Source organism: Rhodococcus sp. JG-3, from assembly GCF_000482405.1.
GTDB lineage: Bacteria > Actinomycetota > Actinomycetes > Mycobacteriales > Mycobacteriaceae > Rhodococcoides > Rhodococcoides fascians.
The window spans coordinates 731,158-753,981 of the sequence record NZ_KI519398.1 but is presented as its reverse complement, the minus strand read 5'-3'; the positions used below and the strand labels follow the sequence as shown (position 1 = coordinate 753,981).

The 22,824-nt window shown below is 64.0% G+C and carries 27 protein-coding genes; 18 read left to right on the top strand and 9 right to left on the bottom strand.

Annotation, left to right across the window (positions count from 1 at the left end; all coding sequences use genetic code 11):
- Nucleotides 1-8: 8 nt before the first annotated feature.
- The 6 genes from K414_RS29275 to K414_RS0104850 are packed head-to-tail and all read left to right on the top strand — an operon-like array spanning nt 9 to nt 5,473.
- Nucleotides 9-257: a hypothetical protein gene (locus K414_RS29275; RefSeq protein ID WP_032389480.1), complete on the top strand. Its 249-nt coding sequence runs from the start codon at nt 9-11 to the stop codon at nt 255-257.
- Entirely contained in the window at nt 254-2,443 is a 2,190-nt protein-coding gene (locus K414_RS0104870) for a heavy metal translocating P-type ATPase (protein ID WP_027494926.1), read from the top strand. The genes K414_RS29275 and K414_RS0104870 overlap by 4 nt, the downstream gene beginning before the upstream one ends.
- Before the next feature lie 43 nt (nt 2,444-2,486).
- Nucleotides 2,487-2,720 carry an RNA-binding S4 domain-containing protein gene (locus K414_RS0104865; protein ID WP_027494925.1) on the top strand — a complete coding sequence of 78 codons (234 nt, stop codon included), beginning with the start codon at nt 2,487-2,489 and terminating at the stop codon, nt 2,718-2,720.
- Complete coding sequence (locus K414_RS0104860) at nt 2,717-3,454, top strand: class I SAM-dependent methyltransferase (RefSeq protein ID WP_027494924.1); 738 nt, start codon at nt 2,717-2,719, stop codon at nt 3,452-3,454. Before K414_RS0104865 ends, K414_RS0104860 begins: the two co-directional genes overlap by 4 nt.
- A complete protein-coding gene (locus K414_RS0104855) occupies nt 3,451-4,968 on the top strand; it encodes an NAD(P)/FAD-dependent oxidoreductase (RefSeq protein ID WP_027494923.1) in 1,518 nt (505 codons plus the stop codon). Before K414_RS0104860 ends, K414_RS0104855 begins: the two co-directional genes overlap by 4 nt.
- Nucleotides 4,969-5,017: 49 nt before the next feature.
- Nucleotides 5,018-5,473, top strand: a complete 456-nt coding sequence (locus K414_RS0104850; RefSeq protein WP_027494922.1) for a GNAT family N-acetyltransferase — start codon at nt 5,018-5,020, stop codon at nt 5,471-5,473.
- Between the two features lie 84 nt (nt 5,474-5,557).
- Here the strand turns inward: K414_RS0104850 and K414_RS0104845 are convergent, their stop codons facing one another.
- A complete protein-coding gene (locus K414_RS0104845) occupies nt 5,558-5,740 on the bottom strand; it encodes a hypothetical protein (protein WP_027494921.1) in 183 nt (60 codons plus the stop codon).
- A 58-nt stretch (nt 5,741-5,798) separates the two neighbouring features.
- Nucleotides 5,799-6,248: an Hsp20/alpha crystallin family protein gene (locus tag K414_RS0104840; protein ID WP_027494920.1), complete on the bottom strand. Its 450-nt coding sequence runs from the start codon at nt 6,246-6,248 to the stop codon at nt 5,799-5,801.
- Nucleotides 6,249-6,477: 229 nt separating this feature from the next.
- Here K414_RS0104840 and K414_RS0104835 point away from each other — a divergent pair, with 229 nt between their 5' ends.
- The 3 genes from K414_RS0104835 (at nt 6,478) to K414_RS0104825 (ending at nt 7,854) form a co-directional block, all read left to right on the top strand.
- Nucleotides 6,478-6,969, top strand: coding sequence for a GNAT family N-acetyltransferase (locus K414_RS0104835; protein ID WP_027494919.1), 492 nt, complete (start codon nt 6,478-6,480; stop codon nt 6,967-6,969).
- Between the two features lie 76 nt (nt 6,970-7,045).
- Complete coding sequence (locus K414_RS0104830; protein WP_027494918.1) at nt 7,046-7,390, top strand: metalloregulator ArsR/SmtB family transcription factor; 345 nt, start codon at nt 7,046-7,048, stop codon at nt 7,388-7,390.
- A complete protein-coding gene (locus K414_RS0104825) occupies nt 7,387-7,854 on the top strand; it encodes an SRPBCC family protein (RefSeq protein WP_027494917.1) in 468 nt (155 codons plus the stop codon). Before K414_RS0104830 ends, K414_RS0104825 begins: the two co-directional genes overlap by 4 nt.
- A 1-nt stretch (nt 7,855) precedes the next feature.
- On the opposite strand, the gene K414_RS0104820 is transcribed toward K414_RS0104825, so the two are convergent.
- The 3 genes from K414_RS0104820 to K414_RS0104810 all read right to left on the bottom strand — a co-directional run bounded on the left by K414_RS0104820 (nt 7,856) and on the right by K414_RS0104810 (nt 10,314).
- Complete coding sequence (locus K414_RS0104820) at nt 7,856-8,875, bottom strand: DUF5914 domain-containing protein (protein ID WP_027494916.1); 1,020 nt, start codon at nt 8,873-8,875, stop codon at nt 7,856-7,858.
- A 432-nt stretch (nt 8,876-9,307) separates the two neighbouring features.
- Nucleotides 9,308-9,619: an AzlD domain-containing protein gene (locus K414_RS0104815; protein ID WP_027494915.1), complete on the bottom strand. Its 312-nt coding sequence runs from the start codon at nt 9,617-9,619 to the stop codon at nt 9,308-9,310.
- Complete coding sequence (locus K414_RS0104810) at nt 9,616-10,314, bottom strand: AzlC family ABC transporter permease (protein ID WP_027494914.1); 699 nt, start codon at nt 10,312-10,314, stop codon at nt 9,616-9,618. The genes K414_RS0104815 and K414_RS0104810 overlap by 4 nt, the downstream gene beginning before the upstream one ends.
- Nucleotides 10,315-10,380: 66 nt before the next feature.
- Here K414_RS0104810 and K414_RS0104805 point away from each other — a divergent pair, with 66 nt between their 5' ends.
- A complete protein-coding gene (locus K414_RS0104805; protein ID WP_027494913.1) occupies nt 10,381-10,938 on the top strand; it encodes an XRE family transcriptional regulator in 558 nt (185 codons plus the stop codon).
- A gap of 167 nt (nt 10,939-11,105) precedes the next feature.
- Nucleotides 11,106-11,933: an SDR family oxidoreductase gene (locus tag K414_RS0104800; RefSeq protein WP_027494912.1), complete on the top strand. Its 828-nt coding sequence runs from the start codon at nt 11,106-11,108 to the stop codon at nt 11,931-11,933.
- Between the two features lies 1 nt (nt 11,934).
- Here K414_RS0104800 and K414_RS0104795 read toward each other — a convergent pair whose 3' ends face one another.
- Nucleotides 11,935-12,486, bottom strand: a complete 552-nt coding sequence (locus K414_RS0104795) for a response regulator transcription factor (protein WP_237606133.1) — start codon at nt 12,484-12,486, stop codon at nt 11,935-11,937.
- 215 nt (nt 12,487-12,701) lie between these two features.
- On the opposite strand from K414_RS0104795, the gene K414_RS0104790 reads away from it, so the two are divergent.
- Together K414_RS0104790 and K414_RS0104785 are read left to right on the top strand one after the other, a co-directional pair.
- Nucleotides 12,702-13,454: an ABC transporter ATP-binding protein gene (locus tag K414_RS0104790; protein WP_027494910.1), complete on the top strand. Its 753-nt coding sequence runs from the start codon at nt 12,702-12,704 to the stop codon at nt 13,452-13,454.
- An 80-nt stretch (nt 13,455-13,534) separates the two neighbouring features.
- Nucleotides 13,535-15,850 (top strand): ABC transporter permease, encoded by a 2,316-nt coding sequence (locus K414_RS0104785; RefSeq protein WP_237606132.1) that lies wholly within the window; start codon nt 13,535-13,537, stop codon nt 15,848-15,850.
- A 30-nt stretch (nt 15,851-15,880) separates the two neighbouring features.
- Here the strand turns inward: K414_RS0104785 and K414_RS0104780 are convergent, their stop codons facing one another.
- Together K414_RS0104780 and K414_RS0104775 are read right to left on the bottom strand one after the other, a co-directional pair.
- Nucleotides 15,881-16,267 carry a hypothetical protein gene (locus K414_RS0104780; RefSeq protein WP_027494908.1) on the bottom strand — a complete coding sequence of 129 codons (387 nt, stop codon included), beginning with the start codon at nt 16,265-16,267 and terminating at the stop codon, nt 15,881-15,883.
- 29 nt (nt 16,268-16,296) lie between these two features.
- Nucleotides 16,297-16,851, bottom strand: a complete 555-nt coding sequence (locus tag K414_RS0104775) for a DUF3558 family protein (protein ID WP_027494907.1) — start codon at nt 16,849-16,851, stop codon at nt 16,297-16,299.
- Nucleotides 16,852-17,240: 389 nt separating this feature from the next.
- On the opposite strand from K414_RS0104775, the gene K414_RS0104770 reads away from it, so the two are divergent.
- The 5 genes from K414_RS0104770 to galK all read left to right on the top strand — a co-directional run bounded on the left by K414_RS0104770 (nt 17,241) and on the right by galK (nt 22,030).
- Complete coding sequence (locus tag K414_RS0104770; RefSeq protein WP_027494906.1) at nt 17,241-18,509, top strand: reverse transcriptase family protein; 1,269 nt, start codon at nt 17,241-17,243, stop codon at nt 18,507-18,509.
- Between the two features lie 38 nt (nt 18,510-18,547).
- Nucleotides 18,548-18,823, top strand: coding sequence for a YrhK family protein (locus K414_RS0104765; RefSeq protein ID WP_027494905.1), 276 nt, complete (start codon nt 18,548-18,550; stop codon nt 18,821-18,823).
- Between the two features lie 89 nt (nt 18,824-18,912).
- The gene (locus tag K414_RS0104760) at nt 18,913-19,728 is read left to right on the top strand and encodes a DeoR/GlpR family DNA-binding transcription regulator (protein WP_027494904.1); all 816 of its coding nucleotides are present in this window, start codon (nt 18,913-18,915) and stop codon (nt 19,726-19,728) included.
- Nucleotides 19,729-19,751: 23 nt separating this feature from the next.
- On the top strand, nt 19,752-20,867 hold the full coding sequence (galT, locus tag K414_RS0104755) for a galactose-1-phosphate uridylyltransferase (RefSeq protein ID WP_032374625.1): 1,116 nt from the start codon (nt 19,752-19,754) through the stop codon (nt 20,865-20,867).
- Entirely contained in the window at nt 20,864-22,030 is a 1,167-nt protein-coding gene (gene galK / locus K414_RS0104750; protein WP_027494902.1) for a galactokinase, read from the top strand. Before galT ends, galK begins: the two co-directional genes overlap by 4 nt.
- A 6-nt stretch (nt 22,031-22,036) precedes the next feature.
- Here galK and K414_RS0104745 read toward each other — a convergent pair whose 3' ends face one another.
- On the bottom strand, nt 22,037-22,687 hold the full coding sequence (locus K414_RS0104745; RefSeq protein WP_027494901.1) for a cutinase family protein: 651 nt from the start codon (nt 22,685-22,687) through the stop codon (nt 22,037-22,039).
- Nucleotides 22,688-22,824: the final 137 nt, after the last annotated feature.

Here is a 22,824-nt window from a genome sequence, read left to right as displayed (position 1 = left end):
GTAGGGATGTGAACTCCACACGACAGGAACTCGGCACCCCGACCAAGCTCGTCGGATTCGTCGTCGGCATAGCCCTTGTCTTCTTTCTCGCCCTGTTCGTCGGCCATGCGATCGGACCCGACGCGTCGCCCAGCGAACCGACGCATTCCGACCACGAGTCGCACGACGGAACATCTGCGCTCTATCCGGACTTCCAGCATCAGGGGGTCGTCCGCACGGCCACATTCGTCATCGAGGCAGAAGGGAATCAGGGATGAGTACGGAAACCGAACTGATTCTGGGCGGCATGACCTGTGCGTCGTGCGCCAACCGCATCGAGCGCAGGCTCAACAAGCTCGACGGGGTATCGGCGACGGTCAACTACGCCACCGAGAAGGCGCGCGTCACCAGTGACGGTGTTGCTACCGAAGACCTGATCGCCGCCGTCGAAGCTGCCGGGTACACCGCGAGCCTTCCGGTGGCCGAGCCGGTCGACGCCGACACACCGGTCGATCCGTTGAAGCAGCGTCTGATCGTTTCGGCGGTGCTCAGCGTGCCGGTCATCGCGATGGCCATGATTCCGGCCTTTCAGTTCACCAACTGGCAGTGGCTGTCGTTGACTCTCGCCGCGCCGGTCGTCATCTGGGGAGCGCTGCCGTTCCACCGGGCCGCGTGGACCAACCTGAAGCACGGTACGTCGACGATGGACACCCTCGTGAGCATGGGAACCCTTGCTGCACTGGGCTGGTCGCTGTATGCGCTGTTCTTCGGTACGGCCGGTGAGCCCGGCATGACGCATCCGTTCGAGTTCACGATCGCGCGGATGGACGGGGCGAGCAATATCTATCTCGAGGCGGCTGCGGGCGTCACCACCTTCATCCTGGCCGGCCGGTGGTTCGAGAGCAGGTCCAAGAGGCAGGCCGGTGCGGCGTTGCGCGCACTGATGGACCTCGGTGCCAAGACCGTCGCTGTGCTGAAAGGCGATGAGGAACAGCAGATTCCGATCGATCAGCTCGCCGTCGGCGATCTGTTCGTCGTTCGTCCGGGTGAGAAGATTGCCACGGACGGAACCGTCGAGAGTGGATCCTCGGCCGTCGATCGGTCGATGCTGACGGGCGAGTCGGTGCCGGTGGAGGTCGGGGCCGGCGACGCGGTGACCGGAGCCACGGTGAACGTCGGTGGTCGAATCACCGTGCGCGCCAGCAGAGTCGGTGCAGACACCCAGCTCGCGCAGATGGCGAAGGTGGTGGAAGATGCGCAGACCGGCAAGGCTCAGGCCCAGCGTCTGGCCGATCGTATCTCGGGAATCTTCGTGCCGATCGTCATCGCCATCTCGGTGGCAACGCTCGGATTCTGGCTCGGCACCGGAAATTCGGTGGCCGCTGCCTTCACGGCGGCGGTCGCCGTCCTGATCATCGCGTGCCCTTGCGCACTCGGGCTCGCCACCCCCACAGCACTGATGGTCGGCACCGGACGGGCGGCGCAGCTGGGGATTCTGATCAAAGGCCCCGAAATGCTCGAATCGACCCGCCGCATCGATACCGTCGTGCTGGACAAGACCGGCACCGTGACCACCGGTGAAATGACACTGCACTCGGTGCACGTGGCCGACGGTGAGGACGAGGACGTGGTCCGTGCCGTGGCGGCAGCGTTGGAATCGGGTTCGGAGCATCCCATCGCCCGGGCCATCGCAGGTTCGACCCAGTCCACGGCTGTCGAGGAGTTCGCCAGCCTCGAGGGTCTCGGTGTCCAGGGCGTCGTCGAGGGTCGCGCCGCGGTCATCGGCCGTCGCAGCCTGCTGGCCGACTGGTCGATGCCTCTGCCACCGGAACTGGCCGACGCCTTCGACGACGCCGAACGCCAGGGACGCACCGCCGTCGCGATCGGGTGGGACGGGAAGGCCCGCGGGGCTCTGGTGGTCTCCGACTCGGTCAAGCCGACGTCGAAGCAGGCCGTCGCAGAACTGCGCGAGCTGGGCCTGACGCCGGTCATGCTCACCGGCGACAACGAGGCCGCCGCCCGAACGATCGCCGCGGAGGTAGGCATCGAGCAGGTCGTTGCCGGTGTGCTGCCGTCGGGCAAGGCCGATGCCGTTCGTGAACTGCAGGCCGCAGGCAAGGTCGTGGCGATGGTCGGCGACGGCATCAACGACGCGGCAGCGCTGGCCACCGCCGACCTGGGGCTCGCGATGGGAACCGGAACCGATGTAGCGATCGAGGCGAGCGACCTGACGTTGGTCCGCGGCGACCTACGGGCCGTCGGCGATGCGATCCGGCTCTCGCGTCGCACGCTGAGCACCATCAAGGGCAACCTGTTCTGGGCGTTCGCCTACAACGTCGCAGCGATCCCCCTCGCGGCCGCGGGCATGCTCAACCCGATGCTCGCCGGGGCTGCAATGGCGCTGTCCTCGGCGTTCGTGGTGAGCAACAGCCTGCGATTGCGCCGCTTCCGCGCCGCGATGTGACTCGTTGGTAGCAGCGAGCGGCCCGCTAGTACAGGATGGAGACATGTCCGATGCACACGATGTCCCCATCCGCGACGAATCGATCCGGCTGGGCCAATTCCTCAAGCTCGCCAACCTGATCGAATCCGGTGCCGAAGCCAAGGGCATCATCGCCGACGGCCTGGTCAGCGTCAACGGGGACGTGGACATCCGCCGCGGACGGCAGTTGCAGCACGGAGATGTCGTGTCGGTCCAGGGTGGGCCAGCTGCCCGCGTGAGCAAGGAAGAGGCACTGTGAAGGTCGGTAAGCGCGGTCTGCCGCGAAACGAAGTTCCCGGCGCATTCGACGTCGGTGCCAAGGCGTACGACCGACTCGTCGGAGCGAACCCCGGCTACCACGAGCACCTCGTCAAGTCCGCGCAGCGCCTCCGCATCCCCGACCTCGGGAGCGGACTGCGCCTGCTCGATATCGGTTGCGGTACGGGTGCGTCCACCGCAGCGCTGCTCGAAGCGGCACCGCACGCCGAGATCGTCGCCGCCGACGCGTCCGCCGAGATGCTCGAGGTCGCCCGGAGCAAGGACTGGCCGTCGAACGTCACGTTCGTGCATTCGCGGGTGGAGGATCTGGCCGTGAACGGGGTCGACGGACCGTTCGACGCCATCCTGGCCGCATATCTGATCAGGAACGTCGACGACCCCGACACCGAACTCAAATCGCTACTGGCGCTGCTGCGTCCGGGTTCGACGATCGCGTTCCACGAATACTCGGTGCACGATTCACTGCGTGCTCGCATCTCCTGGAACGTCGTGAGCTGGGGCATCATCATCCCGCTCGGCTGGCTCGCGACGCGAGACGCCACATTGTATCGGCATCTGTGGCGCAGCGTCGTGACGTTCGACGGCGCATCGGCGTTCGTGCGACGGATGCAGCGTGCGGGCTACAGCGGTGTCGCCCGAGAGACGATGACCGGATGGCAGAACGGTGTGGTGCACACGTTCCTGGGCTCTCGACCCGCGAAGGAAGAGCGTTGACCGATTCCAAGAAGGTCACCCATGTTGCGGTGCAAGGATATTCGGATGCAGGCCAGCTGGCCGACGTCCCGCATGTGGTGGTGGTGGGCGGCGGCATCGCGGGACTGAGCGCCGCGACCGCGCTGGCCGAACGCGGCGTCAAGGTTCATCTGGTCGAACGCGAAAGCTACCTCGGTGGCCGCGTCGGCGGCTGGGACACGACGCTGGAGGACGGCTCGCCCGCGACGATGAGCCGCGGCTTCCACGCGTTCTTCCGGCAGTACTACAATCTGCGAAATCTGCTGCGCCGCACCGACCCAGACCTGGCGCGTCTACGCCCGGTCGACGACTACCCGCTGATCGACGGCGACGGACGTATCGACGGATTCAAGGGTCTGCCCGAGACGCCACCGCTCAATGCATTCGCGTTCGTCAAGCGCAGTCCGACGTTCCGGTGGAAGGACCTCACCGACCTCAACGGAATCGCCGCCCTGCCACTGATGACGGTGAGCGTGCCGAAGACCTTCGACGAACTCGACACCACTCCCGCGGCGGAGTTCCTGCGCAACATCAACTTTCCCGAAGCGGCACGCCATCTGGCGTTCGGGGTGTTCTCACGCAGCTTCTTCGCCGACCCGGAGGAGATGTCGGCTGCCGAACTGGCGATGATGTTCCACATCTACTTCCTCGGCTCCTCCGAGGGTCTGATCTTCGACGTCCCCCGCGATCCCTACCCACAGGCACTGTGGAACCCGTTGGGGGAGTACCTCAGCGGTCTCGGTGTCGAGATCAGAACGTCCACTCCGTGTGGCGAGATCACCCGCGGTGGCCTGCGCAAGTTCCGCGTCGACGCCGGCGGAATCATCGACGCCGACGCGGTGGTCCTCGCTACCGACATCGCCGGATTGCAGCGGGTGCTCGAGCAATCCCCCGAGCTCGGGACGCCGGCGTGGCGCAAGCAGATCGGCGCGCTGCAGAACACCCCGCCTTTCATGGTCCACCGCGTGTGGCTGAGCAAGGCGGTGAATGCCGATCGTCCCGCGTTCATCGGCACCGGTGGTATGCCTCCGATCGACAACATCAGTGTGCTCGAGCGGTTCGAGGACGAGGCCGCGGAGTGGGCAGCGAGGACCGGAGGTTCGGTCGTCGAACTGCATGCCTACGCCGCCGAGGAATCCGAGGAGGTCACCCGCGCGCAGCTGATGGCCCGCATGCACGAGATCTACCCGGAAACCGCTGCGGCAGAAGTAATCGCGGAACGATCCGAATGGCGAGACGACTGCCCGATGTTCGGCCTCGGAGCATTCGCCGAGCGGCCCACCGTGCGTACCCCCGAGCCCTCGCTGGTACTTGCGGGTGACGGCATTCGGATCGATCTGCCCGTGGCTCTCATGGAACGTGCCGCCACCACCGGACTGCAGGCAGCGAACACCCTGTTGGCGGGCTGGGGCGTCACCGGCCACGACATCGAAACCGTACCCACGAGTGGACGATTCAAGATGTTCGACGCTTTGGAGCGGCTTCGCCGCAGGTGAGTGGTACTTCGTAGCAGGGGTCGAACTTCCACTCACGACAGGAGGTTGCATGCGTCTCGAGGTCGACGATCTGTCGCGGCCGGAGGTCGGTGCGTTGCTCGTCGAGCACCTTGCGGACATGCACGCGACGTCCCCGGCAGAGAGTGTTCACGCACTGGATCTGTCGGGTCTGCGCGGGCCGGACATGGGGGTGTGGACGGCGTGGGAGGCCGGGGCACTGCTCGGCATTGCCGCGCTGAAGACACTCACTCCTGAACACGGTGAACTGAAGTCGATGCGCACTTCGGGTTTCGCGCGGGGCCGCGGGGTGGCGTCCGGACTGCTCGAGCACGTTCTGACGGAGGCGCGGCGGCTGGGATTCGAGCGCGTCAGCCTCGAGACGGGCACCCAGGACTACTTCGCCGCAGCTCGACGCCTCTACGAGCGACACGGATTCATCGCAGTGCCCCCGTTCGGCGTTTACGTCGTGGACCCGTCGAGCACGTTCTACTCGTTGGTCCTGTGACTTCTGGCCTTCTGACTGGTTGCTCGGTGCGGCAATGACGCAGGCCGGCACCGAATGTCGGTGCCGGCCTTGCGGTCGTTCGGATCACGCAGCGACGGGCTCTCGCGGTACGTGCGGGTAGAGGTCGTCGTCGACCGGCTCTGCACGCTGCTGATCCAGTAGATCGGCCGTGGCGCATTCCCGGATCCCGGTCCCGACCCCGAGAACCGTGCGCCACCATTGGTCACGATCGGGAGATTCCGGCCAGACCACGGTATCCGTTTCCATATGCATCACCCTCCCTGAGTAGTTCGACAGTGCTCGATGTGCTTGTGCGCGTGACGGATCAGGTCGATTGGTGTTCGATGGATCTCTGCTCGCCGGTCAGCTCGGCACGAGCGATGTCGACCTTGCGCGGCTTCGCTCGCTCGGCAAGCGGAATGGTGATCGACAGGACGCCGTTGTCGTACGACGCCGAGATGCCCTCGGTGTCGACGCCGTCACCCAGAGAGATCTGTCGACGGAACGTCCCGGCGAACCGTTCCGATGAAATCCACTGCACGCCGGAGCTTTCCGGCACTGTTCGTTGCGCGGTGAGCGTCAATGTGCCGCGATCGACGTCGACGTCGATGGATCCCGGGTCGACGCCGGGAAGGTCGGCACTGAGTACGTAGTGATCGTCGACCTTGTACAGATCCATGGGCATGAATCGCGGTGCGCGGTCCGAACCGGTAGACGCACCCAACAATGCCGAGGTGAGCGAATCGACGTCACGGAACGGATCGAAACGAAGCACAGCAACCACCTCCTGTACCCAGATGCGCTCGCCCCTGTGGCGAGGCGCTCCTCAACTGTGCAACACAAAAATTAGCACTCGAATGCAGCGAGTGCCAAGACCTTCTCGGCACTTTTTCGGAAATTTTTTCCACCCAATAGTGCTGCGGCGCAATGGGGGTGGCATGCAGCAGTCGGTGTAACGGTCGAACCGCCGCCTCGCTCGAATGCTGCAACCTACACTCGGTCCGATGGTGACCATCGTGCCGTACGTCCCCCGGTATCGGGCCGAGTTGCTCGCGCTGTCGCTTCGCGCGTGGGAACCGGTGTTTCCGCTCGTGCAGGAGGCGGTCCCGTCGTTCGTGTACGACTGCTTCTATCCCCAGGGGTGGCAGGCGCGTCAGTACGACGATCTCGCATCCGTCGTCGACGACGAACCCGAAAGCGTGGACGTGGCCGTGGACGGTGACACGCCGGTCGGCTGGGTCTGTACCCGCCTGCACCCGAACGACGACATGGGTGAGGTGTACGTCCTGGTGGTCGACCCAACTCAGCAGCGAGCCGGCGTCGGAAGGGCACTCCTCGATCGGTCTTTCGCACGAGTGAGATCCGCCGGAATGCGCATGGTGATGGTCGAGACCGGTGACGATCCCGGTCATGCGCCGGCGCGGTCGGTCTACGAGAAGAGCGGTTTCGAGCGGTGGCCTGTCGCCCGGTATTTCAAGGACCTCGCCGACGACTGATGGTTCCGGCGAGTCCGCACCGAATCGCCGATACTGTGCCCTTGCGCTAAGTGTTGTTGCAGAGATACTGTGCCATATGGCTCAGTATTTCGAGGTGCTCGACGACGTGTTCCAGGCGTTGGCCGATCCCACGCGGCGTGCAGTACTGGGCCGACTGGGGTCCGGGCCTGCGACCGTGGGGGAACTGGCCGAACCGTTCGACATGACTCTGCCGTCGTTCATGAAACACATTCATGTACTCGAGCGCAGCGGATGGATTCGCACCCACAAGACCGGACGTGTACGCGCATGCACGATCGAGCGAACCAACCTGGATGCGGCCTCCACGTGGCTGGAACAGCAACGGTCCGTGTGGGAATCCAGAACCGACCGTCTCGAACAGTTCGTCACCCGATCCTCGAAAGAGAGTGAGCAGCAATGACTTCCTTCGATCCCGAACTCGACCTGAGTATCTCCCGCATCATCGCGGTTCCGCGCGAGACGGTGTGGGATGCGTGGGCCGACCCGTCGAAGTTCGAGAAATGGTGGATTCCCGCACCTACTCTGTGCCGAGTGGATGCGTGGGACTTGCAGCCCGGAGGCGCATTCCGAACGCTGATGAGTGAACCCGGAGGAGACTTCGAACCGCACATCGACGGATGCTTCCTCGCCGTCGACCATCAGGAACGCATCGTGTTCACCAACTCCCTCGTCGAAGGTTGGCGACCTGCCCCACAACTGTTCATGACCGCGGTGATCACGTTTGCCGACCATCCCGACGGGACGGAGTACCGGGCGCACGTGATGCACCGCAACGTAGAAGACCGAAAGATGCACGAGGAGTTGGGTTTCGAAGACGGATGGGGAACCGTCATCGGCCAACTCGCCGCACTCGTCGAAAGTTAGATCACGCGCGACCCGTCGAGCGCAGTTCGTAACGACGTTCGGCGTAATCGAGGTCGTCCTTCCACAGACGTGCGGCGGTGAAATTCATCGCCGGACGCAGCAATCCCGAGACCTTGCGCGCCATCTGGAAGCCGGGTCGATCCGAGCTCGCGATCGTCGCCTCGATGACCGCCGTCCGCGGGGTGCCGTCGGGCGCAGGAGCCAGGGGAGTCGCGTGAGTCTCGACAACGCTTCCCGCCCCCTCACCGTCGAGGATGCGCATGACGATGGTGCGTGGGCCGGGGCAGACGAATTCGGCTCGAACGGGAACACCGATGCCGCGACTGACGCGGAACGTGACATCGACCAGGAAGCGATCGTCCTCCTCGGGCACATCGATGTCGGTGGGCGCGCTGACCACTTTCAGCCTCGCGAACGAGTACGGATGGAACCATGCGCCGTGCCACGGATCGAGGCGATTGGCGATGATGTCGTCCGGTTCGCACTTCCCGATCAACGTGACGACACCAGGAATGGACGTCGACGCAGGGGGCCTGATCGGTACCACCGGCACCGGCGTCGGCTCCTCGCCGCCCAGCTCGTCGAGCCGGACCCACACCAGAACACCGTCGTCGAACGCAGGAACCGGCCGCCAGCCAGCCTTACCCTTCGGACCCAACGCCAGCCCATGCCACCGGCACACCAACGCGTCGCACTCGATCTTCGCGGTATCGAGCGCCGCCCCGAGATGCGGACACGCACCCGGACCGATATGCACCTTGCCCGCCGAATCCCGCCACGCAACCAACTCGGTGGTACCGACATAGCGACCGAACGGCTTGTCGGCCTTCACGTCACGACTCGCAGCGAAAACGAACCAATTACCCGACGTCCGAGTCTTCGCACGCTTCAACGCCGACTCGATGACCTGGGGATTCGCACCCTTCCACGTCGGCTCCTGCTTGGCCCACGACTCCGACGGAAGCGGCTGAAGTGGCATCGTCTTCGGCCAACGTCGTCGTACTGCATCCAGCGCGGTCATTGCTGCTCCCCACATCGAGACATTGTGTTCATTCTCCATTGTCCCCGCCCGGGGGTACTCAATGTGACGTCGAGTGGACTTTTCGGGGGTCAATGTCACATCCAGTGGACCCGGGGTGCCGGTAAACGGGGAGCGGTGCACGAGGTCAGGTGGGTCCAGTGGGGGCCGGCGGTCCGAGCTGCGCCGGCCAACTGATGTCAGCGCCCACAATTCGGCTCGAAAGGCGGGATCCCGTGGATGCAGAGAAATAGTGGGCGCTCAGGTCGGTAAGCGAGGTGGCCCGGGTGGCAACGGGCTTGTTGCCGAGTCGGTAGTCCGCGAAGGGGCGATGGCTGTCACCCGTGTTCCCCATCCGATGCACTCAATGTGACATTTGGTGGACTTTTCGGGGGTTAATGTCACATCTAGTGGACTTGGGGTGCCGCGGTTCGGTCAGGCGACACCGAACCAGCGGAGAGTAGCGGTGGTTGCGGCAGCGGCGATCACGATGACGACGAAGGGTGCTTTGCGCCAAGCGAGGATTCCGGCCACGGTCACGCCGATGGGGGCCGCGAAGCCCGCGAAGTCCTTGCCCACGAGCAGGGTGGAGGTGGCGATGAGGGCCACGAACACGACGGCGACCGAGGTGGACATGACGCGGTCGATGCGGGGCGAGATGGTCATGCGCGAGCGTAGGGCCGGGCCGATGAGGCGGAGAGCGAAGGTGCCGACGACCATGGCGATCAGCGGAATCGTGAGGTTCATGCGGATTCCTTGCGTGCGGCGGGCGTGGTCGACAGCAGTGCGGGGACCACGGCGATCAGCGAGAGGAGCACCGGCAGTCCGCTCGGTAGGAACATCGACGCTGCCAGGGCGATCCCTGCTCCGACGAGTGCGGCATTGCGCGTGCCCCGATCTCGGAGCGCAGGCATGATCAGTCCGAGCAGGATTGCGGGGAATGCGGCGTCGAGTCCGAGCGCCGCAGTGTCGGTGATCGCTCCTCCGCCCACCGTGCCGATCGCAACGCCGATGTTCCAGGTGACGAACAGTCCGATTCCGCACAGCCAGAACGCAGTTCGACGGCTCGCCTCGTCCTTCTCGGCGACGCTGAATGCGACCGCTTCGTCGGTGATCAGGTGGGTGCCGAGCAGTCGCTTCAGTGGCGAGACGTTGTCGAAAACGGATCCTATGGAGAATCCGAGCGGTACCAGCCGAGTATTGGCAAGCAACGCGCTCGCCACGGCGGCGGCGGGGTTCCCGCCGACGGCCAGGATGCCGACGAAGATGAACTGGGAGGAACCCGCGAACACCACCAGCGACATCACGACCGGTAGCCACAACGGCAGGTCAGCGGCCACGGAGATCGCACCGAACGAGGCCCCGACCAAGGCGTCGGCCAGACAGACCAACGCGATGTCGCGGATGTTGACCCCCTGCAGGGTTCGCCATATCGAACGCATGGTCGTTATAGTGGACGATGTTAAGCTGTTCGTCAAATCAAACGAACGTACCGATGGAGTGAACGAATGGCGGACGCCGGACCACCGATCGCAGCCATCGCTGCCGCTCTGCAGCAGGAGCGGCGACGCGTGGGCCTCTCGCTGGCTGAGGTGGCGCGCCGCGCCGGAATTGCGAAATCGACTCTGTCGCAACTGGAATCGGGTACGGGGAATCCGAGTCTGGAAACTCTGTGGGCCCTCAGCGTCACCCTGGAGGTGCCGTTCTCCAGACTGGTCGAGCCGGCGAAGCAGTCGGTCCGACTGATCCGTGCAGGGGAGGGGCCGAGATTCGCGTCGGACCGGGCGGACTACTCCGCGACGCTGCTGGCGTCGTCTCCACCGAACGCGCGACGAGACATCTATCTGGTCAGCGCGGACGTCGGCGAGCCGAGGCGTTCGGACCCTCATTCGCCCGGTGTGGTCGAGCACGTTGTGCTCAGCGCCGGACGAGCCCTGGTGGGGCCAGTGGGCGAGGCAGTCGAGCTGGCACCCGGCGACTATGTCGCCTACCCCGGCGACGCGCTGCACATCTTCGAGGCGCTGGAGCCGAGCACCATGGCGGTGATGATCACCGAACACAGCTGACGTGCGGGGAATAGTCGGCGACGGCGCCTCGTTGGACTCTTTCGACGGCGTTCGCTTGGCAAGCCCCGGGCCTCACCCCATTTGTCGCTTCGAGCGACCACTCGCCGAGAGGCGTTTGCAGCGGACGTCGTCCTTACTTTTGCCCGTGTAGCGAAGGGACGAGATTCATGACAGCCAAGACGTGGTTCATCACCGGCACCTCCAAGGGATTCGGGCGGGAGTGGGCGATCGCGGCACTCGACCGTGGCGATCGGGTCGCAGCGACTGCTCGCAACACAGACACCTTGAAAGATCTCGTCGAACAGTACGGCGATGCGATTCTGCCGATCGAACTCGACGTGAACGATCGCGCCGCCGACTTCGCGGCAGTCCAACAGGCCTACGACAAGTTCGGTTCACTCGACATCGTCATCAACAACGCCGGCTACGGCCAGTTCGGCATGATCGAGGAACTCTCCGAGGAAGATGCTCGGGCGCAGATCGAGACGAACGTCTTCGGAGCGCTATGGGTTACGCAGGCGGCGCTGCCGTTCATGCGTGAGCAGGGGAGTGGCCACATCTTGCAGGTGTCGTCCATCGGCGGAATCTCAGCATTCCCGAATGTCGGCGCGTACCACGCCTCGAAGTGGGCGCTCGAAGGATTCAGCCAGGCATTGGCGCAGGAGGTCGAGGACTTCGGTATCCACGTGACGCTGATCGAGCCGGGTGGGTTCTCCACCGACTGGTCCGGCCCGTCTGCGAAGAAGTCCACCGATATCGCCGCGTACGACCCGATTCGGGACAAGGCAGCGAAGCTGCGGAGTGCGCGGCAGGCAACTCCTGGTGATCCGAGCGCAACACGGTCGGCACTACTCAAGGTGATCGACGCCGAAAAGCCGCCGCTACGAGTCTTTTTCGGAGAAGCACCGCTCCAGATCGCGACGACGGACTACGAATCACGCCTGGCGAACTGGCGCGAATGGCAGCCCGTGGCCGTCGAGGCGCACGGAGGCTGATCTACAACCACCCGTTTTCACGTGCGGACTTTATCGCTTCGAGACGACTGCTTGCGTCCAACTTGGTAATGATGCTCGAGAGATAATTGCGCACGGTTCCGGGGCTGAGAAACAAGCGTTCGCCGATCTGCTTGGTGGACAACCCTTGATCGACGAGCCTCAACACGTCGAGCTCGCGGTCACGCAAGGGATTCGGCCCCGCCCGCAACGCTTCGGCAGCCAAGGCCGGATCGATGACGGTGTGTTTCGAGAACACCGCCTTGATACCGGCGAAGAGGTGCACCGCGTCCGTGCTCTTGAGGAGATACCCGTTCGCTCCCGCGGCCAAAGCGTCGTGCACATGCCCGCTGCCGGGTAGGGCAGTCAGCAGCAGGACGGGGGTGCGGTCGTTCATTGCTCGAAGGGCAGCCGTGGCCGCGATGCCCGTCATACCGGGCATGTCGATGTCCATCAGGATCAGGTCCGGTCGCAGGCGAGATACGGCACCGCACACCTCGTCGCCTCGGGACACTCGTCCGACCACCTCGATGTCCGGATCGGTGGACAACAACACCTCGAATGCCCCAGCTACGCGCCTGATGCTGGGATTGTCGCCCTTCGTGGGGGATCCACACCCCGTCGACGGGGTGTGCTCGACAATCCCGGGCGTGGATCGAAGGCCCGGCCATCGTAGGCACAGCGCACGCCGCCATCGGTAGGGCTGACCCCCGAATATTGTGTGGTGCGTGCGGCACTGTGCCGCTACGGCGAAACAGATTCAATGACTGCATGATTCGACACGAAATACCTGCAGTCCGGCTTGCCGATGTTCGGAAGGTGCACGGTGAGGGCCATCGTGCAGTCACTGCTCTCGGCGGGGTCTCGATGGACTTTCGGCGGGGTAGTTTCACTGCGATTTTGGGCCCCTCGGGTTCGGGTAAGTCGACGCTGCTGCACTGCGCCGCAGGTCTGGATCGTCCGACCAGTGGCACCGTCACGATTGCGGGCACCGACATCGCCCAGCTCAACGAGAAGGCGCGGACCGAATTACGGCGTCGCCGTCTGGGTTTCGTATTTCAGACGTTCAATCTTGTGGGTTCACTCACTGCAGCACAAAACGTCGAACTACCAATGCGATTCGCCGGCAATCGTGTCCCGGCGAGTGAAGTGACGGCGGCGCTCACGTCAGTGGGGCTCGAGGATCGCGCGTCGCATCGTCCTGCCGAATTGTCTGGTGGTCAGCAGCAACGTGTGGCATTGGCGCGCGCGCTCATTACCCGGCCGGACGTCCTCTTTGCGGATGAACCGACCGGCGCATTGGACTCCCGCGCGTCGAAAGATGTTCTGTCGCTGATACGTAGGCTCGTCGACGATCACGAGCAGACCATTCTGATGGTCACCCACGACCCACTTGCCGCTTCTTACGCCGACGTAGCGATCTTTCTCGAGGACGGGCTCATAGTCGATTCCTTGGAGATCGAACGGGAGCGACCGGACAATGCCGCCGCGATCGCCGCTCGAATGGCCGGGCTGGACGGATGATGTTGGCATCGGCGAACCTACGCACTCACTGGAGAAGTTTCCTGGCCACCCTGCTGGCTACGACTTTCGGGGTCGCCCTGATGCCCGCTACGTTCATCATCTACGACTCCTCACGACCGGTGGTGCAGCCGCGGCTGGAGGGTGCGGCACTACTCGCATTGCCCGCGCAGGCCGTGAACGAGTTCGGCAACACGGCGGACTTCATTCCGTGGAGTGCAGAGGAAGCACGTGGGATCGCCGCCGATCTCGGCGCAGTGCCCGGAGCGGAGGCCGTCGTCACTGATAGGTCTTTCTATGCCCAGCCGTTCATCGACGGCGCACCGGTCGAGGACGAGGGAGCTCAGGACGCCGGACACGGTTGGGCAAGTGCGCAATTGACGCCTTCACGACTGACGTCCGGTGCGGCACCGATGAACCCAGACCAAATTATCGTCTCAGGCTCATTGGGTCTCGCCGTAGGCGACTCGGTCTCGATCAATCTTGCGGCGGGGCTCGAGACGTTCGCAGTGGCGGGAACGCACGACGGGCCGGGCATCTACTTCACGGACGAGCGTGCTGCGCAGTTGTCCCCCGGTGTCCGGGCGATCGGCATCGTACCGAAGCTCGACGCGCGGATCGATGAACTCGTGACAGGGGCGGAAGAACGGGTGGGTGACCGTGGACGGGTTGTGACCGGCACCGATCGCGCGGCCCTGGAACCCGAGTTCGTCTCTCATCGGCGAATTCTGGGCAATCAACTGATCGTCGCGATGGCCACCATCGGCCTGTTCACCACCATCTTCGTTGTGGGATCGACCTTCGCTCTCGCGACATCCGAACGCCGACGGGAGATCGCACTGCTGCGAACCATCGGTGCTGCAACGGGACAAGTGCGACGCTTGGTGCTCGGAGAGGCCGCGCTGATCGGCCTAGTGGGCGGTCTCGTTGGTGCAGGACTCGGCATTGCAGCATCTCCTGTTCTGCGTATGTTGCTGCTGAAACTCGACGTTCAACCACCGGACTTACAGGTTGGGGTATCAGCGTGGCCGCTACTGGTGGCGGTGAGCATCGGCATCGCCGTGGCGTTGATCGGTGCCTGGATTCCCGCTCGATCGGCGGCCACAGTGGCTCCGATCGAGGCGCTACTCGACGCCGCCGTCGAACGACGTCCCATGACGACGCTGCGTTGGCTCACCGGCCTTGCCTCGCTCATCGGTGGTCTGGGCGTGACGGTGTCGACAGCAACAGCGGCTACGGACAGCAGAGTGAATACCGCGGTCGCTGCGGCCATGCTGCTGATCCTGGCTGCGGCGCTACTTACGCCGATCTTCGTCGGTCCGATCGCAGGCCTCGTGACATGGCCGTTCACGCGGCGATCACGATCGGCAGCATCGATGTTGATCAGAGCGGAGCTGACCACAGGGACACGCCGTGCGGCCGCGACCGTGGCTCCGGTCATTGCCGCCGTCGGCTTCGCGGTGCTGCTGAGCGGAATGGTGCAGACGATGGCTGTGGCGTATCCGGCCGAGCAGACCGAGCAACTGCGCGGACTGGCAGCCGTGACCCCCGATGGAACCGCTGGCCTGAGCGATCAGGTGGTAGCCGAAACAGCGGCGGGACCGATAGGAACAACTGCCGGACTACCGTCACGCGTATTCGTACCGGGAGCGGACGGCACCGTAACCGTCGTCGACGCCGTCGGCAGCCTCGACGAACGGTACGCCGCATCGGGTCGGGCAGTGCTGGACGAGGCAACAGCGAGTCTGTTCGATGTGCGGGCCGGCGAGGAGATGTCGGTGACCTTTGCAGACGGTCGTTCCGAGAGTGTGGTGGTGTCGCAGGTGCTCCCGCTCGACCCCGCTCGTGGTGCATTGGTGCTGCCCCGCGAACTGGTACGCGATCATGATCCGTCGGCATTGACCGAGGTTGTGTTCGTTCCGCAAGACATGGCGCCGACACAGTTGACCGCAGGTGCGAGGGTCGAAGACGCACACAGTTTCGCGTTGCAGGACTACATGGTCGATGCGCGACTCACCAATTGGCTTGCGGCCGTGCTTATCACGATGGGTGTCGGCTACAGCGGTCTCGCGGTGGCGAACAGCACGGCTATGTCGGCGTACCGACGTAAGGACGATTACGCCGTCCTGAGAGCGTCCGGTGGAACCGACCGGCAACTGCTGACGACAGCCGTGGGCGAAACTGCTGTGATTGTTCTGGTCGGCTCTGCGCTCGGGGTGATGGTCACCGTGCCTCCGCTGTTGGCGATGGCGGTCGGCTTGTCTCAGGTGACCGAAACCGACGTGGGTCTGCAGATGTCGTGGTCGACGGTGCTGTGGGTGGTCTCGGCATGTTGGTCTCTGGCGACGGCCGCAACCGTGTTGGTGACCCGACGGGGACTCCGGGTAAGTACGGAATAGCCGTGGGCGGCCGAGAAGGGTTGTCCGCATTCAGTTATGCGGAATGAGCGCGGTGATGTTCGCAGACGTCTGGGTGTCGGTAGCCTCGGTCTCGTCGAAGTAGCGGCGGAAGAGCATGCGCATCGATTCGATGACGTCGATGTGCTGCTGAAGAATCACGTCGAGAGAACGATCGGTGCCGGTGGCCAGGCGTCCGAATCTGGCTTGCAGATCCTGGGCGGACTTCAAGTCGCCCCATGGAGTGGCTATGTCGATGGAGAGAGCATCGCGTTGCATCCTCCCCAGATGAGCGAGATATGCAACGCAGGCTGCGTCGCACTTCGCGGCCACATCGCCGGGAATGGTGATCGTGCCCGCGTCGGCCTGGGCGTTGAGGCCTTGCCAATGAGCAAGAACGTTCTGCTGGAAATCGGCCATGGGTTAGGTGTCCTTGGGTTCGGTGTAGTTCAGCTGGGGAGTTCGGAACCGAGCGCCGCGATCAACGTGTTCAGCTCGGTGCACGGATCGTATTGCGGTGTATCGACAAGCACGTCCGAGTTGATCGTTGCCATGATCAGTTCTCTACCGGCCGTGTAGGCGACGCCGCAATTCAGTGATTTGCTCACGGAAACCTGCTCGAACTGAGTAGCGGCGTGAGTGCCCACCTGGACAGGGCGCAGTCCATCGAAACGACTGGTGTCGCTGATCCAGTCGATGGTTTGAAACCCCACGAAGATCCGCACGTAGTACTTGCTCGCCGGCGGCCGGTTCTCCCAGCCGCAGATCTTGAATCCGAATTGATCTCTGCCGAACACCCCCGATTCCTTGGAGTCGACGTTCAATCCCGCCTGCTCGATGGCGTCGTCGGGGATGGTGCATGGATCCCAAGGCGTCGGTGCGGCGACCGCGGTGTTGGTCGTCGCGATGACTTCGGGGACTGCAGTACCGTCTTGGCCCGTCGAACATGCGGTGAGCAGGAGCAGACCTACTGCGATTGCCGCCCATCGACTGTTTCGATGCATGTGCACTGTCCTTTCCCAAGACCCCATCTAAGGGTTGGACGCAACGGAGTCGGCGCTGGTTCCGTTCACCTGCTCCGGACTCGAGAGCTCCGGCTCGTAATCGAGCAACTCACGAGAACTTCAAAACCCGACCGGTCGGTCGAACTAGTGAGTCATCCCGCTGACAGATCCGCGTCGGTTTGGCATTGTGGTGGGATGCAGCGGCGCGTGGGCGAGAGTTGGTCCGCGGGACCGGTCTCAGGGGTAACCCCTGGGTACATGAAGAGAATCGAGCACTGCGTCCGAAGCTGGTCCGCACGCTTCGCGTGCTTGGCAGCTCCGAGGACGAAAGATTTCGGTCGCCGCGCGTCGCTGCATTCTCTCGCTCTAGATCCGGTGGAGCGACACACGTGAACGACCGCGACTTGACGCCGCGCGCCGCCGCAACCCTGGCTCGTTTGGCTGCAGACGCAGAGTGGACGCAATCGGGGCTCGAGGAGGCGTTCTCTCGGTTCATGCCGGCCAAGGCCTCGCGGTTGGCCGATCGAATCATCGACCTGTATCCGAGTCCGCCGTTCGACGAGGCGTCGATATTCGTTCTGCTGCGAGATCTTCCGTTGATTACGCAGCCGTCGAAGTCGTCACAGCGATCGCCGATACGTGGCCGTGTCGTACCCTGGCGGTTCGAGGTGCCTCGCTACGAGACGACGGGCCAGCTCGCGCAATCACTGGATCTGACCATTTCCGAAATCGAGTGGTTTGCCGACCTGCAGGGGAGGCTGCGTACTGCGCCGTTCCCGTTGCAGCACTATCGATCTGCTCGTCTCGACAAACGTCAGGGCATTCGACTGCTGGAGGTTCCCAAACCGCGCCTGCGCGAGATTCAGCGAAAGATACTGCACCGCATCCTGGATCGAATTCCACCACATCCCGCCGCGCACGGTTTTCGTAAAGGGCGCAGCCCCCGCACGTTCGCGACGCCCCACGCCGAGCGTGAGGTGGTGGTCTCGGTCGACTTACGTCGCTTTTTTCCGTCCATCGGGTTCGATCGCGTGGTGGCGATCTTCGAGGCCGTCGGCTACCGCCGAAAGGTCGCTGCGAATCTTGCCGCGCTGTGCACAACGGTCACCCCGGCCGGAGAATTGACGGGCATGGACCGCGCGACGGCGGCGAGGCTCCGCACCACCCACTTGCCGCAGGGCGCACCGACGTCGCCCGCCCTGGCCAACCTGGCTGCCCGTCAACTCGATATTCGAGCTGCCGGGCTCGCTCGCACCATGGGTGCCCGCTACACCCGCTACGCCGACGACCTGGCGTTCTCCGGTCCGGCAGACCTCGACGTCGACAAGTTGCTGTGGGTGGTGTCCCAGATCGCGCACGACGAGGGCTTCACGATTCATCCCGACAAAACCCGAGTGCGGCGCGCGCATCAACGCCAACAGCTCACGGGGCTGGTGGTCAATGCGTGGCCCGCAGTTCCGCGAGAGGAGTACGACAACCTCCGCGCGTTACTGCACAACTGCATCGGTAGCGGTGCAGTTCAACAGAATCGGGACGTTCTGACCGACTTCCGCGCCCATGTGTACGGACGGATCGCTCGGATCGGAGAGACCAGCGAGACACGTCGTCGGAAACTGCTCGAGATGGCAGCCCGGGTCGATTGGGAGGGATCCGGGTAGTCGGACTGGGTACACCGACGTTTTACGAAGGAGCCGCTATGAACGACCTGACCTTCACTATCGGGCACGAGGAACTGGTGATTCGCCAGCGGTGGGAAGTTGTCAGCATCATCAACGACATTCTCGTTGCGGTCTGGTTCATCGTCGGCAGCATCCTCTTCTTTCGGGAGAGCACGACGGTGATCGGTACGTGGTTCTTCCTGCTGGGGAGTATCGAACTGCTCATCCGTCCCGTGATTCGACTGGCGCGACGGGTGCATCTGACACGGATCGGTCGTGCACGAACCGCGTCCGAGAGCGACGACGACTTCTGACCACATCGCCGCACCCTGTTCGCTTTTGTTGACATTTGTTGCTATCTGGTGAATGTTGTGTGCATGGAATCAGGTCTGGTGATGGTGTGATGCTCGCCCATCAACGTCAGCAGAAGATTCTGGACCGGGTGCGGTCCGAGGGAGCCGTCACGGTGGCCGCGTTGGGCACTGCTCTGTCGGTGTCCGACATGACCATTCGACGAGACGTCAATGAACTGGTCGCCCAGGGCCTGGTCGAGCGAGTGCATGGCGGCATCACCGCGCCGAGTTCCGCGAGCGCGTTCGAGCCGGGCTTTCCGGTGAAGTCCGAGCAGAGCCGTGACGCCAAGGCCGCCATTGCCCGCGCCGCCGCACGATTGATCCGGCCAGGAACGACCATCGGCATCTCTGGAGGTACGACGACACACGCGCTGGCGCGGGAACTGCTTCGTGTACCCGACATCACCGTGGTGACCAACTCCTTGCCCGTCGCCGACGTCCTTCATGCCGGCGGCAGAGCAGACCACACCGTGTTGCTCACCGGAGGCCAACGCACCCCGTCGTACGCACTCGTCGGCCCGTTGGCGGTCGGCGCGTTGCAGACGCTGCACGTCGACATTCTGTTTCTCGGCACGCATGGAGTGGATATCGATGCGGGCCTCACCTGCCCCAATCTGCTGGAGGCACAGACCAATCAGGCCTTCGTCGCCTCGGCTCGACGCGTCGCGGTCCTCGCTGATCACACCAAGTGGGGTGTTCGCGCCCTCGCAACCACCGCTGCGTTGTCGGAGGTGGATGTGATCGTCACCGATGTCGATGTGCCCGAACGTATTCGCGACGCGCTGACCGACATCGTCCATGACGTGGTCGTCGCAACCGGCCCCGCCGAACCCCGGCCGACCACCCAGGAAGCGAACAGTCGATGACCACGCAGGACACCACCCATCCCATGCGCAAGACCTCGACCACGTTGGCCGACGGTCGAGAATTGATCTATTACGACGACACAGAGCCCTACCTTTCCGGTGGTGCCACCCGGGAGCTCGTGGACTCACGGCCGCTGCCGCCGTCGATGTCGCTCTCGCAGATGAGATTCGACGTGCTCACCGGCGAGTGGATCGTCATGGCTGCCCAGCGGATGGACCGCACGTTCTTGCCTCCCGCCGACCTGTCCCCGTTGGCCCCCAGCCGTCCGGGCCGGCCGGCGACCGAGATCCCGGCCTCGGATTACGACGTCGTGGTGTTCGAAAACCGTTTCCCGTCGTTGGCGGGAAGTGCTGCACAACAAACTCTTCCGGCAGCGGTCGACGGTGAGCCGATGTGGCCGTTGGCGGCAGGTACCGGTCGGTGCGAGGTCGTCTGTTTCGCCAGTGATCCCGACGCGTCTTTCGTCTCGCTGGAACTGTCGAGGGTTCGAACGATCATCGACGTGTGGGCAGACCGGACCACGGAGCTCTCGGCGATCGACGGAGTGAAACAGGTGTTCTGCTTCGAGAATCGTGGCAAGGAGATCGGTGTCACCTTGACGCACCCGCACGGCCAAATATACGCCTACCCCTACCTTCCTCCTCGTACCGATGCTTTGATCAGGCAGTCGCGCAAGCACTTCGAGAACACCGGTCGAGTTCTGTTGGCCGATGTACTCGCCGCCGAATTGCGCTCGGGTCGACGGATAGTCGTGGATGTCGAGCATTGGGTGGCGTACGTCCCCGCGGCGTCGCGGTGGCCGCTCGAGGTGCATCTTGCTCCGCGCCGCGACGTCGCAGATCTTGCCGAACTGAACGACGCGGAGCGCGACGAGCTGGCTGGCGTCTACCGCGCATTGCTGCGGGGCGTCGACGCATTCTTCGAGGGCGTGGACGAGGTGCCGTACATCTCGGCGTGGCATCAGGCTCCCGTCGGATCCGATCGAGAGCTGGGACGACTTCACCTGCAACTGTTCTCGATGATGCGGTCACCGGGCCGGATGAAGTTTCTGGCCGGATCCGAGTCGGCGATGGGCGCATGGATCAACGACACGACTCCCGAGAGAATCGCAGACAGATTGCGCGAGGTGCTGGTGTGAACTGGTTGAGCGTCGTGTCCGAGCAGAGCCTCGCCGACGGTGCTTCGGAGCTGTTCGACGCCGCGTTCGGCGGTGAACCGGACGGCGTCTGGTTGGCCCCAGGACGAGTCAATCTGATCGGCGAACACATCGACTACGCAGGTGGTCTGGTGCTGCCGTTCGCGCTGCCCTTCGCCACTGCAGTCGCTGTTCGGCGGCGCGAGGATGCCACGATGCGGGTGGTCTCGACGCATACCGACCAGACGTGGACGGGGCAACTCGGTGACATCGGACCGGGAAGTCCGTCGGGCTGGGCCGCGTACGTGGCGGGCGTTGCCTGGGCGCTGCAGGAGCACGGGATAGGCGGAGTCGACGTTGCCGTGCACTCCTCGGTACCGGTGGGCTCGGGTCTGTCGAGTTCGGCGGCCCTCGAGTGCTCGTTCGCCTTGGCCCTGAGCGATCTGTTCGATCTGAACGTCGATCGAAAGGTACTGATCGACGCCAGCATTCGCGCCGAGAACGATGTGGCCGGCGCGTCGACCGGGGGAATGGATCAAGCCATCGCGATGCTTGCCGAACGAGGGCATGCCCTGCTTCTGGACTGCCTCGACGGATCGACCCGGCAGATCCCACTGGACGTCGCGGCGTTGGGTGCTCGCATCATGGTGATCGACACCAACGCTCCGCACCGTCTGGTGGACGGCCAGTACGGTGCCCGCCGGGCCGCCCTCGACCGGGCCTACCTGGAGCTGGGTGTGTCGACGCTGCGCGGACTCGACCCCGAGCGGGCGGTATCGGGGCTCGTCGATCAGGCTCTCGTTCCCCGAGTTCGTCACGTCACCAGCGAGATACGACGAGTCGAGCGGGCAGTAGCGTTGCTGGACGGCGGTGACATCGGTACCGAACTCGGCGACCTGATGACGGCGTCGCACGTCTCGCTTCGAGACGACTACGAGGTCAGTTCCCCCGAGCTGGACAGCGCCGTCGATGCTGCGCTGCGAGCCGGGGCATACGGGGCCCGTATGACGGGTGGGGGGTTCGGGGGTTCGGCCATTGCGTTGGTTCCGATAGCTCGGGTCGATGCAGTCGCTGAGGAAATCTTCACGAGCGCACAGCAATCCGGGCTACCGGAACCGACTTTTCTATCCGCAGAACCATCGGGGCCCGCGCACCGATTTCGGTGAGTCGATTCAGCTCCGTACCTGAGCGGCCGCGAACGAGGCACCCTGCGTCGTCGAGCCGTTGGTGCCGTAGGTCAGGTGAGCGAAGGTGTTGAAGCCGCCGATCTGGCACACCGGGTCGCCGAAGTTGCAGAAGCTGTTGGTGCGTGAACCGTATGTGCTGCTGGCTGTTTCGATCTTCCTGCCGGTAAGCCCGAATGGGTTGCCGAACACCACAACGGCCTCGATACGGTCGGCGATCGCGGCCGGGATGACGGCACCGGTGAAGCTGCTGGGAGTGCGCAGACCGACTGCGTTGGTCACCACGGTCGCCCCCTGCGAGTAACCGCCGATCACGAATTTCGTCGACGGGCACGATGCCGCAACGGAATTGAGATGAGCCACGAGGTCGCGAGATCCGGGTCCCGCGCTGGCCTGGGTGAAGTCGGCGGCGTAGTTCACGGCGTACGTGCTGACCGAGCGATCCGAGAGTTGCGATTTGACGCTGTTCACAAAAGGAGTACCCGTGATGCCGAGACCGGGAAGTTCCCCGGTGCCGCGAGCGAACGAGACGTCCACATCCGAACACGGCGCGGCCGACGCCACTCCGGTGGGAAGCGCCACTGCTGTGGCGGAGATAGCAAGTGCAGCAATGGAATAAGCGATCAGGCGTCTCTTCATGGCGAGTCCTTGTGGGTTCGGGGGAGGAGCATCGAAACGAACCATAACCGCTGCGACGTCGCATTCACAGGGTCGTTCAACATTTGATTACAGACGCCCGGTCGGTTATCGAGGGGGGTCCGGGAGGCCGTATCGGG

Coding starts and splice junctions, on each gene's coding strand:
- K414_RS0104870 (WP_027494926.1), top strand. CDS start 254: ATGAGTACGGAAACCGAACTGATTCTGGGCGGCATGACCTGTGCGTCG.
- K414_RS0104865 (WP_027494925.1), top strand. CDS start 2,487: ATGTCCGATGCACACGATGTCCCCATCCGCGACGAATCGATCCGGCTG.
- K414_RS0104850 (WP_027494922.1), top strand. CDS start 5,018: ATGCGTCTCGAGGTCGACGATCTGTCGCGGCCGGAGGTCGGTGCGTTG.
- K414_RS0104845 (WP_027494921.1), bottom strand. CDS start 5,740: ATGGAAACGGATACCGTGGTCTGGCCGGAATCTCCCGATCGTGACCAA.
- K414_RS0104835 (WP_027494919.1), top strand. CDS start 6,478: ATGGTGACCATCGTGCCGTACGTCCCCCGGTATCGGGCCGAGTTGCTC.
- K414_RS0104830 (WP_027494918.1), top strand. CDS start 7,046: ATGGCTCAGTATTTCGAGGTGCTCGACGACGTGTTCCAGGCGTTGGCC.
- K414_RS0104825 (WP_027494917.1), top strand. CDS start 7,387: ATGACTTCCTTCGATCCCGAACTCGACCTGAGTATCTCCCGCATCATC.
- K414_RS0104820 (WP_027494916.1), bottom strand. CDS start 8,875: ATGACCGCGCTGGATGCAGTACGACGACGTTGGCCGAAGACGATGCCA.
- K414_RS0104815 (WP_027494915.1), bottom strand. CDS start 9,619: ATGAACCTCACGATTCCGCTGATCGCCATGGTCGTCGGCACCTTCGCT.
- K414_RS0104810 (WP_027494914.1), bottom strand. CDS start 10,314: ATGCGTTCGATATGGCGAACCCTGCAGGGGGTCAACATCCGCGACATC.
- K414_RS0104805 (WP_027494913.1), top strand. CDS start 10,381: ATGGCGGACGCCGGACCACCGATCGCAGCCATCGCTGCCGCTCTGCAG.
- K414_RS0104800 (WP_027494912.1), top strand. CDS start 11,106: ATGACAGCCAAGACGTGGTTCATCACCGGCACCTCCAAGGGATTCGGG.
- K414_RS0104790 (WP_027494910.1), top strand. CDS start 12,702: ATGATTCGACACGAAATACCTGCAGTCCGGCTTGCCGATGTTCGGAAG.
- K414_RS0104785 (WP_237606132.1), top strand. CDS start 13,535: ATGCCCGCTACGTTCATCATCTACGACTCCTCACGACCGGTGGTGCAG.
- K414_RS0104780 (WP_027494908.1), bottom strand. CDS start 16,267: ATGGCCGATTTCCAGCAGAACGTTCTTGCTCATTGGCAAGGCCTCAAC.
- K414_RS0104775 (WP_027494907.1), bottom strand. CDS start 16,851: ATGCATCGAAACAGTCGATGGGCGGCAATCGCAGTAGGTCTGCTCCTG.
- K414_RS0104765 (WP_027494905.1), top strand. CDS start 18,548: ATGAACGACCTGACCTTCACTATCGGGCACGAGGAACTGGTGATTCGC.
- K414_RS0104760 (WP_027494904.1), top strand. CDS start 18,913: ATGCTCGCCCATCAACGTCAGCAGAAGATTCTGGACCGGGTGCGGTCC.
- galT (WP_032374625.1), top strand. CDS start 19,752: ATGCGCAAGACCTCGACCACGTTGGCCGACGGTCGAGAATTGATCTAT.
- K414_RS0104745 (WP_027494901.1), bottom strand. CDS start 22,687: ATGAAGAGACGCCTGATCGCTTATTCCATTGCTGCACTTGCTATCTCC.